At 68.0% G+C, this 12,004-nt stretch carries 16 protein-coding genes; 12 read left to right on the top strand and 4 right to left on the bottom strand.

Features of this window, described 5'->3' with window-relative positions; genetic code table 11:
* On the bottom strand, positions 1 to 1,089 hold a 1,089-nt coding region (locus CWC38_RS08770), incomplete at its 3' end, for a protein kinase (RefSeq protein ID WP_165860379.1).
* 266 nt (positions 1,090 to 1,355) lie between these two features.
* Between CWC38_RS08770 and lipB the strand changes: the two genes are divergently transcribed.
* From lipB to CWC38_RS08755, 3 genes are all read left to right on the top strand, one after another.
* Positions 1,356 to 2,096, top strand: a complete 741-nt coding sequence (lipB, locus tag CWC38_RS08765; protein ID WP_240625182.1) for a lipoyl(octanoyl) transferase LipB — start codon at positions 1,356 to 1,358, stop codon at positions 2,094 to 2,096.
* Between the two features lie 88 nt (positions 2,097 to 2,184).
* Positions 2,185 to 3,192 carry a lipoyl synthase gene (gene lipA, locus CWC38_RS08760; protein WP_121846387.1) on the top strand — a complete coding sequence of 336 codons (1,008 nt, stop codon included), beginning with the start codon at positions 2,185 to 2,187 and terminating at the stop codon, positions 3,190 to 3,192.
* A 157-nt stretch (positions 3,193 to 3,349) separates the two neighbouring features.
* On the top strand, positions 3,350 to 4,099 hold the full coding sequence (locus CWC38_RS08755; protein WP_121846386.1) for a DUF4191 domain-containing protein: 750 nt from the start codon (positions 3,350 to 3,352) through the stop codon (positions 4,097 to 4,099).
* A gap of 22 nt (positions 4,100 to 4,121) precedes the next feature.
* On the opposite strand, the gene CWC38_RS08750 is transcribed toward CWC38_RS08755, so the two are convergent.
* Positions 4,122 to 4,568 carry an RDD family protein gene (locus CWC38_RS08750; RefSeq protein ID WP_121846385.1) on the bottom strand — a complete coding sequence of 149 codons (447 nt, stop codon included), beginning with the start codon at positions 4,566 to 4,568 and terminating at the stop codon, positions 4,122 to 4,124.
* A 227-nt stretch (positions 4,569 to 4,795) separates the two neighbouring features.
* On the opposite strand from CWC38_RS08750, the gene glnA reads away from it, so the two are divergent.
* Positions 4,796 to 6,220 (top strand): type I glutamate--ammonia ligase, encoded by a 1,425-nt coding sequence (gene glnA, locus CWC38_RS08745; protein ID WP_121846384.1) that lies wholly within the window; start codon positions 4,796 to 4,798, stop codon positions 6,218 to 6,220.
* A gap of 24 nt (positions 6,221 to 6,244) precedes the next feature.
* On the opposite strand, the gene CWC38_RS08740 is transcribed toward glnA, so the two are convergent.
* Positions 6,245 to 7,327: a tyrosine-type recombinase/integrase gene (locus CWC38_RS08740; RefSeq protein ID WP_240625181.1), complete on the bottom strand. Its 1,083-nt coding sequence runs from the start codon at positions 7,325 to 7,327 to the stop codon at positions 6,245 to 6,247.
* On the bottom strand, positions 7,317 to 7,853 hold the full coding sequence (locus tag CWC38_RS08735) for a helix-turn-helix domain-containing protein (protein WP_124106155.1): 537 nt from the start codon (positions 7,851 to 7,853) through the stop codon (positions 7,317 to 7,319). Before CWC38_RS08735 ends, CWC38_RS08740 begins: the two co-directional genes overlap by 11 nt.
* A gap of 95 nt (positions 7,854 to 7,948) precedes the next feature.
* Here CWC38_RS08735 and CWC38_RS08730 point away from each other — a divergent pair, with 95 nt between their 5' ends.
* From CWC38_RS08730 to CWC38_RS12050, 8 genes are all read left to right on the top strand, one after another.
* Complete coding sequence (locus CWC38_RS08730; RefSeq protein ID WP_121846382.1) at positions 7,949 to 8,176, top strand: helix-turn-helix transcriptional regulator; 228 nt, start codon at positions 7,949 to 7,951, stop codon at positions 8,174 to 8,176.
* 125 nt (positions 8,177 to 8,301) lie between these two features.
* A complete protein-coding gene (locus CWC38_RS12115) occupies positions 8,302 to 8,472 on the top strand; it encodes a hypothetical protein (protein ID WP_165860378.1) in 171 nt (56 codons plus the stop codon).
* A gap of 86 nt (positions 8,473 to 8,558) precedes the next feature.
* Positions 8,559 to 8,813, top strand: coding sequence for a hypothetical protein (locus tag CWC38_RS08720; RefSeq protein ID WP_121846380.1), 255 nt, complete (start codon positions 8,559 to 8,561; stop codon positions 8,811 to 8,813).
* 116 nt (positions 8,814 to 8,929) lie between these two features.
* Positions 8,930 to 9,220 carry a hypothetical protein gene (locus CWC38_RS08715; protein ID WP_124106154.1) on the top strand — a complete coding sequence of 97 codons (291 nt, stop codon included), beginning with the start codon at positions 8,930 to 8,932 and terminating at the stop codon, positions 9,218 to 9,220.
* Positions 9,217 to 9,543 carry a hypothetical protein gene (locus CWC38_RS08710; protein WP_121846378.1) on the top strand — a complete coding sequence of 109 codons (327 nt, stop codon included), beginning with the start codon at positions 9,217 to 9,219 and terminating at the stop codon, positions 9,541 to 9,543. Before CWC38_RS08715 ends, CWC38_RS08710 begins: the two co-directional genes overlap by 4 nt.
* A gap of 106 nt (positions 9,544 to 9,649) precedes the next feature.
* Positions 9,650 to 9,937: a hypothetical protein gene (locus CWC38_RS08705; RefSeq protein WP_121846377.1), complete on the top strand. Its 288-nt coding sequence runs from the start codon at positions 9,650 to 9,652 to the stop codon at positions 9,935 to 9,937.
* A gap of 30 nt (positions 9,938 to 9,967) precedes the next feature.
* On the top strand, positions 9,968 to 11,335 hold the full coding sequence (locus CWC38_RS08700; RefSeq protein ID WP_121846376.1) for a DUF3631 domain-containing protein: 1,368 nt from the start codon (positions 9,968 to 9,970) through the stop codon (positions 11,333 to 11,335).
* 342 nt (positions 11,336 to 11,677) lie between these two features.
* On the top strand, positions 11,678 to 11,923 hold the full coding sequence (locus tag CWC38_RS12050; RefSeq protein WP_124106153.1) for a hypothetical protein: 246 nt from the start codon (positions 11,678 to 11,680) through the stop codon (positions 11,921 to 11,923).
* Positions 11,924 to 12,004: the final 81 nt, after the last annotated feature.

Below are 12,004 nucleotides of genomic sequence, written 5' to 3'. Positions count from 1 at the left end.
GAGTGGCCGCCACACCCGTCGCGAGCGCACCACCGTGCCGTCCGCGCGGATCACCTCCGGGGTCATCCGTTCCTCGGGCCGACGAGGGCGCCGCGGGGGTCCGGGTAGGGGCGCTGCCGCGTCGAACCCCGCAGCGAGTTCGTGTGCGGCGGGCCGTTCGGCGGGGTCGTCGCACAGGGCGGCCTCGAGCATCAGCACCAGGTGGCGCGGGGCGGTGGGGCACATCAGGGTCAGAGGCACGCGGTGGGAGTCGGGCCCGGGCAGTCGTCCCGTGAGGGCGCGCCAGCCCATGACACCCAGGGCGTGGACGTCCTCCGCCGGGCCGAGTCCACCGGTTTCCCCGGATTTCTCCACCCTCCCCGGAAGCGTGGACTCCCCGGGGCTCCGGGGGACTCCGGGGCTCCCGGTCGGGTCTGCACCGGGTGCGGCCGTCCCGCGCCCCGGCCCCGCGGCGTCGTCGTGGGCCCCGGGTGCCGGCACGTCCGGTTCGAGAACGGGCCCTTGCGCCCGAGCCCGGTGCGTGAACGCGGCAGGCGACTCCGGGCGCTCCCCGAGACCCCACGCCGGGCCGGGACAGCGCGCCCCGCTGCGGGCCCCGTACCCGTCCACGAGGACGCCGCGCTCAGGGGTGAGCAGCACGTGCTCGGCCGCGAGCCGCCCGTGCACCCATCCCCGCTCGTGCAGCCGGGAGAGCGCCCGTGCCGCCGCGGCCAGCACCGGGGAGACCTCCTCCGGTGCCAGCCGACCCTCCGAGCGCATGCGCTCGGCGAGCGTGACCCCCTCCGCGTACTCGGTGACGAGCGCCGCGGGGCGGTCTGCCTCCCCCAGAGTGGCACGCACCCTCACGAGATGGGGATGCTCCTCACCGGACCACTGCTCCGCGAGCTCGCCGAACCGTGCTTCGAGGACACGGCGCTGCACGGGATCCGCCAGCACGGCGAAGGTCACCGCGAACTCCTCCCGCGTGCTGCGCTCCCGGGCACGCCACGTCCGTGTGCCCTCCCCCTCGCCGAGCCTCTCCTCCAGCTCCAGACCCTCGTGGCGTGACGCGTCGGCCGGGTCCACCGGACCGGCCGTCGTCTCCCCCACGTGCTCCACCGGGTCCGGCGCGGCCGCGGTCGGAGCCGCCGCCCCCGGGGGAGCCTCCGGCTCCCGAGTCTCCCCCGCGGCGCCCCGCGCCGCGAGCACGCGGTCTCGGGCGCTGCGGCGACGTGGCCCCCCGGAGCCGGGGGCGCCCGCGGTCCTGTCACCGGATGTCTGGGGTGGGTGTTCGTGCTGCATGGCACCACTGTGCCCCGTCACCCGGGTGCGCGCTCACGTTATCCACAGGCTGGGCGAGGGGATAGGGTGGACGAATGGCTCTGCACTTCGAACGCATCGGTATGGCCCCGGAGCTGGTGAACTACCGCGAGTGCCTGGATCTGCAGCGGCAGGTCCACCAGGAGGTCGTGGCCGGCACCCGTGGCAACACCGTCCTGATGGTCGAGCACGATCCCGTCTACACCGCCGGACGCCGCACGGAGCAGCACGAGTACCCGTGGGACGGCACCGAGGTGGTGCCCATCGGACGAGGCGGCAAGCTCACCTACCACGGTCCCGGAATGCTCGTGGGGTATCCCATCGTGCGCCTGCCCATTCCCCTGGACGTGGTGCGCTTCGTGCGCGTCCTGGAGGAGGTCATCATCGCCGTGGTGCGGGACTTCGGGGTCCCGGCCACCACCGTGGAGGGCCGTTCCGGCGCGTGGGTGCTCGCGGACGAGCGGGGCCCCGACCGGAAGATCTCCGCCATCGGCGTGCAGGTCTCCAAGCGGGCCACGATGCACGGCTTCGCCCTGAACTGCTCCAACGACCTGCGCCCGTTCGGCAAGATCATCCCGTGCGGGATCACCGACGCGGGGGTCACCTCCCTCAGCGAGGAGACCGGGAATCGGATCGACCCCGCGGACGTTGTGGAGCGTATGGAGCAGGAGCTGTCGACCCGTGAGGCAGACCTGTGCGTCCCCTTCGAGCCGGACACGCCGGCTCCCCCGGTGCTCCTGCACCGCCCCGAGCACCGTTCCACAGCACCCGGGGCCACCGCCACCGCGGCGTCCTGAGCCGCCCCGAGAGCCCCAGTCCTGCCCTGGCCCGCTCCCGCGAACCCCGCGGACCGGACCCCGTCAGCGCCACCAGCGAGGAGAACCCATGACCATCGCACCCGAAGGCCGCAAGCTGCTGCGCGTCGAGGCGCGCAATGCCGAGGTGCCCATCGAGAAGAAACCGTCGTGGTTGAAGAACACGGCCAAGATGGGTCCCCAGTTCACCGAGCTGAAGTCCATGGCCCGCGGCCGTGGCCTGCACACGGTGTGCGAGGAGGCCGGGTGTCCCAACATCTACGAGTGCTGGGAGGACCGTGAGGCCACGTTCCTGATCGGCGGGGACACCTGCACGCGGCGCTGCGACTTCTGCGACATCGCCACCGGCAAGCCCGGCATCGTGGACGTGGCCGAGCCCCGCAAGGTGGCCGAGTCCGTGCGTGACCTGGGGCTGCGCTACGCCACGGTCACCTCCGTGGCCCGTGACGACCTCGCGGACGGCGGCGCATGGCTCAACGCGGAGACCATCCGCGCCATTCACACCATGAACCCCAGCACGGGCGTGGAGATCCTGATCCCGGACTTCAAGGGCCAGCCGGACGCCGTCCAGCAGGTCATCGACGCCCAGCCCGAGGTCTTCGCCCACAACCTCGAGACCGTGCCCCGGATCTTCAAGCAGATCCGCCCGGCCTTCGCGTACGAGCGCTCCCTGGACGTGCTCACGCAGGGCAAGGAGAACGGCATGATCGTGAAGTCCAACCTGATCCTGGGCATGGGCGAGACCGACGACGAGGTCTACGAGGCGCTGTGCGACCTCCACGACGCCGGCTGCGACCTCATCACGCTCACCCAGTACCTGCGCCCGGGCCCCACGTTCCACCCGATCGACCGCTGGGTGAAGCCCGAGACGTTCGTGGAGCTCTCCAACGCCGCCGAGGAGATCGGCTTCCTGGGCGTCATGGCCGGGCCGATGGTCCGTTCCAGTTACCGCGCCGGCAAGCTGTGGGCGCGCGCCATGAAGAAGATGGGCCGCGAGATCCCGGAGCACCTCTCCCACATCGACGACTCCGGTTCCGCCACCCAGGAGGCGTCCTCGCTGCTCGCCCGCCTGGGCTGACGCCCCACCCGCTCCACCGCACGACGACGCCGCCCCGCCCGGGCGGCGTCGTCGTGCCACGTCCCGGGACGGGCGCCGGACGGTGCCGTTCCGGCGGGGCCCGGCGGCAGCGGCTAGAATGACCCCGATCCCCTATCAGCGACTGCGAGGAACCACCGTGTCACCAGCCACGTCCACCAAGGCCAAGGCCGCCGAACGCGACCGCAAGCGCGAGGAGAAGCGCCAGCGCAGGGCGGCCAAGGGACCCGGCGTCTTCTCGCAGATGAAGCAGGTCTTCCAGATGACCCGCGAGCGCGAGCCGAACATCCAGTGGTGGATGATCCTGCTGGGCCTCGCCGTGCTCCTGGTGTTCCTGCTGATCGGTGTGGCCCTGGGCAACTGGATCACGTGGCTGCTGATCGGCGTCCCGTTCGCCGTGCTGGCGGCGGTGATCCTGCTGTCCCGCAGGGCGGAGCGCGCCGCGTTCTCCCGCATCGAGGGCCAGCCCGGAGCCGCCGGGGCCGCGCTGTCCACGCTCAAGCGCGGCTGGATCGTGGAGGAGCAGCCGGCCGCCATGGACCCCAAGTCCAAGGACCTGCTCTTCCGCGCCGTGGGGCGCCCCGGCGTCGTGTTCATCACTGAAGGTCCCGTGAACCGTGTGGACAAGCTCGTGACCAAGGAACGCCGGCGCATCGGCCCCGTGATCCAGAACGTGCCGATCCACGTGATCAAGTCCGGCAACGGCGAGGGCCAGGTGCCCCTCAACAAGCTCGCGAAGCAGATGCGCGGGCTGGAGAACAAGCTCACCAAGCAGGAGGTGCAGGTGGTGCACCGCCGCATGAACACCCTGCAGAACCGGCTTCCCATTCCCAAGGGCGTGGATCCCATGCGCGCCCGCCCGGACCGCAAGGGCATGCGCGGGCGCTGAGGCCCGTCATCGCACCATCCTCTCAGCGCACGCGCACCAGGACGGTGTCCACCGCGCGGTCGTGCAGGCCCCGCTGGTCCTCGTCCGCGACGAGCGGCGGGACCACGAGGCACACCAGGAGGGTCCGAACGGCCGCTCTGCCGAATCCGGCGGGGCGGCCGTTCATCGTCTGCACCTGCAGTCCCACGAGCCAGTGCCCCGGGCTGCGGCCGAAGAACCCCACCATCAGCGTGGTGAGCACGAAGAACACGGCCAGGTTCATGAGCCCGGACCCGTTCCACCGGCTCAGGAACACCGTGGCCAGGAGCAGGGACAGCGCCCAGTCCACCAGCAGGGCCACCAGGCGGGCCGGGAACCGGGCGATGGACGCGGGGCCCTCCGGGGGCCGCCCGAGCCGCTGTCCGGGGTGGGGAGGCCCGTCGTGGGGTGCGCCGTCGAGCCACGAGCCCATGTCCTGGCGAGAAATCATGTCCTCACCCTATCGGGCGCTCCCGACCCCGGGACGCAGCCCGACTAGACTGGCGGTCGTCACTGACCGGTCGGCGACCCGCCACGGCCGTTACACGCCTGAAACACGAGTGTGACGGACGGGCAACGCCAGGTTCCTACGCTGGACACCAGAACCGAACGGCCGCGGCTGCTCCTGAGGAGCGCCGCGGCGTCGACCGGACGCCCACAGAGAAGGAGAACAGGTCCATGTTCCAATCAGCCGAAGAAGTTCTGGCATTCCTCAAGGACGAAGACGTCGTGTTCGTCGACCTCCGCTTCACGGACATGCCCGGGGTGCAGCAGCACTTCAACCTGCCGGCCAAGGCGGTGGACGAGGATTTCTTCACGGACGGCCAGCTCTTCGACGGGTCCTCGATCCGCGGCTTCCAGGGCATTGCCGAGTCCGACATGCAGCTGATCCCGGACCCCCAGTCCGCCTTCGTGGATCCCTTCCGCGTGGAGAAGACCCTGGTGGTGACCTGCTCCATCGTGAACCCCCGCACCGGTGAGCCCTACCACCGCGATCCCCGCGGCGTGGCCGAGCGCGCCGAGGCGTACCTGCAGTCCTCCGGGATCGCGGACACCGCCAACTTCGCCTCCGAGGCCGAGTTCTTCGTGTTCGACGACGCCCGCTTCCAGGTGAGCCCCGAGTCCACGTTCTACAAGCTGGACTCCGAGGAGGCGCCCTGGAACAGCGGCCGCAAGGAGGAGGGCGGCAACCTGGCCAACAAGACCGCGGTCAAGGGCGGCTACTTCCCCGTCTCCCCCGTGGACAAGCAGGTGGACCTGCGCGACGCCATGTGCGTGGCTCTGGACGACGTGGGGCTCGAGGTGGAGCGCTCCCACCACGAGGTGGGCGCCTCCGGCCAGGCGGAGATCAACTACAAGTTCTCCACCCTGACCGCCGCGGCGGACGACCTGCTGAAGTTCAAGTACGTCATCAAGAACACCGCTGACGCCTTCGGCAAGACCGTCACCTTCATGCCCAAGCCGGTGTTCAACGACAACGGCTCCGGCATGCACTGCCACCAGTCCCTGTGGAAGGGCGGCGAGCCGCTGTTCTACGACGAGAAGGGCTATGCGGGTCTCTCCGACCTGGCCCGCTGGTACATCGGCGGGCTGCTGGAGCACTCCTCCGCGGTGCTGGCGTTCACGAACCCCACCGTGAACTCCTACCGCCGTCTGGTCAAGGGCTTCGAGGCCCCGGTGAACATGGTCTACTCCCAGGGCAACCGCTCCGCGGGCATCCGCATCCCCATCACCGGCACCAACCCCAAGGCCAAGCGCCTGGAGTTCCGCGCCCCGGACCCCTCGTGCAACCCGTACCTCGCGTTCGCCGCGCAGCTCATGGCCGGGCTGGACGGCATCCGCAACCGCATCGAGCCCGCGGACCCCGTGGACAAGGATCTCTACGAGCTGCCCCCCGAGGAGGCCAAGGACATCAAGAAGGCCCCGGGCAGCCTCGAGGAGGCCCTGCAGGCCCTGGAGGAGGACCACGAGTTCCTGCTCGCCGGTGACGTGTTCACCGAGGACCTGATCGAGTCCTGGATCGAGTACAAGCGCGAGTTCGAGCTCAAGCCCCTCGCGCAGGTGCCCCACCCGTTGGAGTTCCAGCTGTACTACGGCGTCTAGCTAAAACACGGGTTAGAAGGCCCGTCAGTCCGCAAACGGTCCGCCGGGGCCGGTCATCAGCGTTTCGATGGCCGCCCTGGCGGACTCGTTTTTGTCCGAGAGCAAGTGCCCATACACGTTGAGGGTGGTGGAGGGTTTCTCGTGACGGACGGCGTGCTGGACGGCGAGAATGTCGAGTCCCGCCCCGATGAGCTGCGACGCAAAGTAGTGGCGGAGGTCGTGGAACCTGAACTCGTCAGGCAATCCCGGCACGGCTTTCTTGGCGATGGTGAAGTGGTGACCGGTCCGGTCTGGAGACGCGCCCCGCTGCCACTCATTGAGAACGTAGGCCTCGGGGTCTCGCACGTTCTCCACGGAGCTGTCCAGCACGTTGATCAGGGTGGCCGGCACGGGAATGGGCCACCGGGACGCGTCCGTTTTCAGGGTGTCGTGGGGGTACTGGATCCGGGGGTTGATGGTGCGCGCTTCCCTGTCCACGTCCTGCGGGCGAAGAGCCACGGCCTCAGCGATCCGTAGGCCAGCGAACGCGCCCAGGAGCACAGCGTTCTTGTAGAGCCCCGGCATGGCCTCGTGGAGCGCCCAGACTTGCGCGGTGGTCGCAACGTAGGGCCGCTGTCTTCCCATGCGCGGCGCGGTCCTGCGGGAACATGGGTTGCGCGTGATGAGCCCGTCATGCTGGGCGGCGCCCATGATGCTGGAGAACCGAGAGTGCAACGCGTAGATGGTGGAATCCGCTAGTCCCTCCTGGCGGAGAGCCGCGGTCCACTCATTGACGTCAGACGGCTTGATGGTGCGTAGCTTTTTGCGTCCGAACTGCGCTTCGATCCGTTTGATGTGAGTGCGTGCTTGTTTCACGGTGGATTGCTTATTGCCCGCGTATCCGGCGAACCATTTTTCGCACCACTCCCCCACCGTCATCGCTGCCTGCTGCGGGTCGAGGTAATCCCCACGGACGAGTGATGCGGTGACCTCCTGTAGCCACGCCTCAGCGTCTCGTTTGAGCTTAAAGTGCCGGGCGTGCTCCCTTCTGTCCTCGTCCCGGTAGCGGGCCCTCCAGGCCCCGTTAGTGCGTTGCTTGATGCTGCCCGTGTAGTTCTTAGTCGGCATCGTCGTCCGCCCCGTAGAAGACCTCCTGCTTTCGAATGACCTCCTGCGCGAACGCGGAAAGGTCAGTTTTAGAGATCTCGGCAAGCCGCGTCTGCAAGTAGATAGCGCGGCCTCTGGCTATTCCCTCAATGACACCCGCGTCAGTAATCGAGGTGAGTCGTTTCCGTACGTCCGAAGCCAGAATTTGGGAGTCAACCGCCCGAGCGATCTCCTGCTCCACGCTCTTCAAGCTGTCATCGAATTGCTTGATCAGTGCTAGAGCTTCGCGCACCGAGGAGTCGCCCCGATCGGTGACGATCATTCGATCCAGTGTTGTGGAGAGCACCTCGGCAACGGCCATAGCCTCCGACAGCCGTAGCGAACGCGTGCCCTTCTCCATCCGAGACACGGCGGAAGCATCGAGCTCCACTCCCCCGGCCGTGAGTTCGTCCGCCAGCCGCTTCTGGGAGTAGCCCCGCTGCGCCCGGAGCTCGCGCATGGCCTGCCCGAACTCCTCTTCAATGGTGGGTTTTGCCTTTTTCTGCACACCCGCAACCCTATGCGCTTGACGCAACGCGGGCAAAGTGCCACCATGAAATTGCGCCACCCGCAACGGGTTGCGCTCTCGACATAGGAGGCACAATGATCACCACCCCGGGCGCCCAGGCCGACCAGTTGACCATGGAGCGGGACCGACTTCTGTTCGCCGACGAGGTCGCGAACATGCTCCGGCGCTCCCCCGGTGCGCTGAGGTACATGGTTCATGCAGGAACGGCCCCCCGATCCGCGAAGATCGCGGGGCGCCGCATGTGGCGCGAGTCCGATGTCAACGCATGGCTGGACGCGCAGTTCGCAGAGGCAGACGCATGATCCAACAGCCTCACGGCGCAAGCCGAAGGTCCGAGGGGGCCGCACCAGGGTCCAACATGCCCGCGGGCCGGTATGCGGCCACGAAGCAGCGGGTCCGCGACCACGCCGCGGCGCATGGTTGCCGGATGTCCCGGACCTCGATTGAACGGGCCGCAAAGTACGTCATGGCCGCCGAGGACGGCACGTTCTTCGACGTGGGGCCGTCCCCGCTGACTTATCGGGACGACACGGGGGAACGCGCCACCGGCCGCGGTTCCGTAGCTGTCCACGAGTTCGTGCGGGAGCTGCTCCAATGAGCCCGCGCCGCCGCGGAGACACGCAAGACCCCGCGCCCGATTACCTGGACACGGGACGACCGAGCACCAACGACGAGGAGAACACCATGAACGAATTCACCAACGAGCAGATCACCTGCGGGCTCATCGCCCACCACATGATGCAGGGCATCTCAGCCGCTCCCACATGGAACCTCGGGGCGCTGGACGAGCACTTCGAGAAAGCCTTCTCCGGCAGCGAGGCTTTCGCCGTGGAGGACCTCGCGGACGCCACGACGCTGGTCTTGCACTTCGTGCTGGAGGCCGCTGAGAACGCCGGTGTCCGCGAACGGGTGGTCCGCGAACTGGAGGGCCGCCTGTGACCCCCGGCCGAGCACATGAAAATGGCCGCCCCGTCGAAAATTTGGCGATGGACGACGGGACGGCCGAGAACTTCTCTCTCTTTCGAGCAAGCACCAACTACCAGGAGGCACTTGCAATGACCCATGCTACCGTCACCCCGTCCCGCCCCGCGAACGTCCCGCCCAGGTTCCGGGCTGAGTGCGACACGGACGGCTCGCTGCTCTTCTGGGGCGCGGACCTCGTCGCCGAGGATGACTTCTACGCCGAGTCCGTGAAGTACCCGCGGGCACCGGAGGACACCCGATACAACCTGGAGCTGACCATCACGGAGGGCACTGCCGAGGAGATCCGCGCCGCCCTGGACCGGTTGTGCAGGTGGTGGGCGTCCCAGGAGGCGCACCTGGACGGCGCGGAGGTGGCCCGATGAGCGCGGCGGTGAAGGATGGTCTGCGCCGCACGAGGTACAAGGCGCAGTTGCGCTTCTATCTGGAGTACTACGGGGCCACCGCATTGGGGTCACTCACCGATCCCCGCGACCCTGCCGAGTACGTGCATCTCCTGGACACCGCCCGGTTGGACAAGAGCGTTCTGGACGGGGATGCACCGGTGTACCTCGCGCTGTGCTCCTACCGCTGGCAGAAGCGTCCTGCGCTGGTCTCGATCCACGGGACGGACCCCGGAGACGAGCTGTGCCCCGCGTGCTACGTCCTGGCGCACTGGCCCCAGCACGACGAGGGGGGCGCAGCATGATCCGCAAGTTCCTGGAGCGAATCGCGCCCACGGTTCTCGCGGTGGGGCTCGTCGGCTACGTGCTCGGGGCCACCGCGCTCGTGAACGCCGTCGTCGGCTGACCGCCGTGGACAGCCCGTTCGAGGGCGTCCCCACCGAAACCCTGCGCGCCGCCCTGGCCTACCTGGATCACCCGAATCCACAGGTCAGGGCGGCGTACCTGTTGGGCACGGTCATGGGGCGTCAGCACTACCAAGAATCCCTAAGCCCACTCGTTCAGCGCGCCGTCAGGAAAGCGCTGTCCGAGCAATTGGGCACACCACCGTGGAAGGACAAACCCATCGCCGGGTACGACTTCCCCCTGAGCGATCAGCAACGCGCAGAGATGTTCTCGCCGTTGCCGGACGCCGCATGAGTCCGGGCCCCGGCCCGGTAAGGAGCAGATTTGAACACCGAACTGAACAACACCCTGAACCGGTTGCGGGATTGGCTCGCCCGTTTCGTGGTGGTCACCGACGACCGGGACCTGGACACCCTCACCTTGTGGGCGGCGCACACGTGGGCGCTGGACCTCACGGCCACCACGCCGCGCCTGCTGATCGACTCCACGACACACGGGTCCGGGAAGACAACGCTGATGGAGCACTTGAACGCGATGTGCAGGAAACCCTTGCTCGCCGCGTCCCTGGGCTCACCCGCGCTGCTGACCCGGCTCGTGGCGGAAGAGCCGCGCACGATTCTCGTGGATGAAGTGGACCGTGTGCTCGACCCGAAGCGTGAAGGTGTGGGGGAACTGATGGCCGTCATCAACGCCGGGTACAAACGGGGCTCCACGCGCCCCGTCCTCGTGCCCGCGGGTGGGGACTGGATACCCAAGGAGTTCCCGACCTACGCCCCCGTGGCAATGGCCGGCAACGCCCCGCTGCTACCGGACGACACCCGTTCCCGGTGCATCCGCGTTCTCCTGATGCCCGACTTCGCGGGGCAGGCCGAGGACACCGACTGGGAAGAACTCGACGCGGAAGCAACTGACCTCCGAGAGCACCTCGCGGCCGTCGTGGAGCAGGCGCGGGAGCTGATCGCGGTCAAGCCACCGCTACCAGAGGGGTGCCGCGGGCGCATGGCCGAGAAGTGGCGACCCCTGGCGCGGGTGGCCCACGCCGCCGGACCGGAGTGGGCACAGAAAGTGGACGACGCCGCGCGTCACGACATGGCGGAGGCCGAGCAGGACAGGGAGGACGGCATGACCACAGATCGACCCGCCGTGGTGCTACTGACGCACATCGCCGAGCTGTGGCCGGAGGACAGGAACTTCGAGACGACGCGACGGCTGATTGATGACCTGGTGATGAGCCACCCGGAGGTGTGGGGGGTGGCGTCGTCGTACGGGCGGGAGCTCACGGCCCAGCGCATGGGCAGGTTGCTTTCCCAGGGGTTCAAGATCCACGCCGACAAGGTGAACGGCGTTCGAGGGTACAAACGGGCGGCGCTGGTGACGGCCTGGACCCGGTTCGGACTGACCCCTTCTGTCCAAACCGTCCAGACCGGCCGAACCGTCCGAACCGACCCTGAGACAGCACCCGTGGACGGTCTGGACAGTTCAACTCGAACCGCCCATGAGTTTCACGGCGGGAGCGTTTTGCCTAGTCAGAGCCGTGTTGCGGACGGTCTGGACGGTTCGGCCGGTCTGGACGGTCACACCGGCACGGATGGAACCGGACGGTCCAACTACTGCAAGCGGGGCATGTGCTCCGCTCCGCCCGTGGACGGTTCGAACCGCTGCGCCCAGCACGTTCGGGAGGTGGCGGCATGAGTCACCGGCTACGAGTCGTCCCGTACACGTGGAACCCGGAGACCGACCCCATTGAGGGAGTGGCCCTTGTGCGGGGCCGTTTCCTGAAGGTGTTCATCCCTTACAACGAGGTGCTGGAAGTCTCCGACCGTCTCGTGGACCTCTATGAGACCCACGACCGAGAGAAAGCGGACCTATGACCTTGCCGCAAGACGCGCGCATTCTCAGCGTGAAACCCGGTTCGCAGGACAAGAAACCCGGGGTGTTCATCACCACGAAAGACACCACCGTTTTCATACCGCAGTGGGCGTTACCGGATATCCGGCGACAGCTCGCGCAAGTTCAATATAGATTGGAAGCAAGATGATTCTCAACACGAATGACTGGATTCGCGTCAAGGAAATTCGCACCGGACTCGAACCCCGACACCACCGGGTGGTCGCGTGGACGGACAACGGGGTCCCGCTGATCCTCGGGGTCCGCGGACTCCACGAGCCGCGGTTCCGCCGCTGGGTCCTGGAGGACAAACTGACTCAGCTCACCCTCCATGAGCAGTACGCACGGGACGCCCTCGCGGACGAGCTCGGACGCCGGGGGGAACTGGTATGACCGCCCCCACCCCCACCGCGGAGAACATGCGGAAGGCCCTCACGGACGCTATCGCGGCCACCGAACTACCCGGCCCCGACA

Source organism: Kocuria tytonicola, assembly GCF_003687455.1.
Lineage (GTDB): Bacteria > Actinomycetota > Actinomycetes > Actinomycetales > Micrococcaceae > Kocuria > Kocuria tytonicola.
This window is presented reverse-complemented; position numbering and strand designations above follow the sequence as displayed.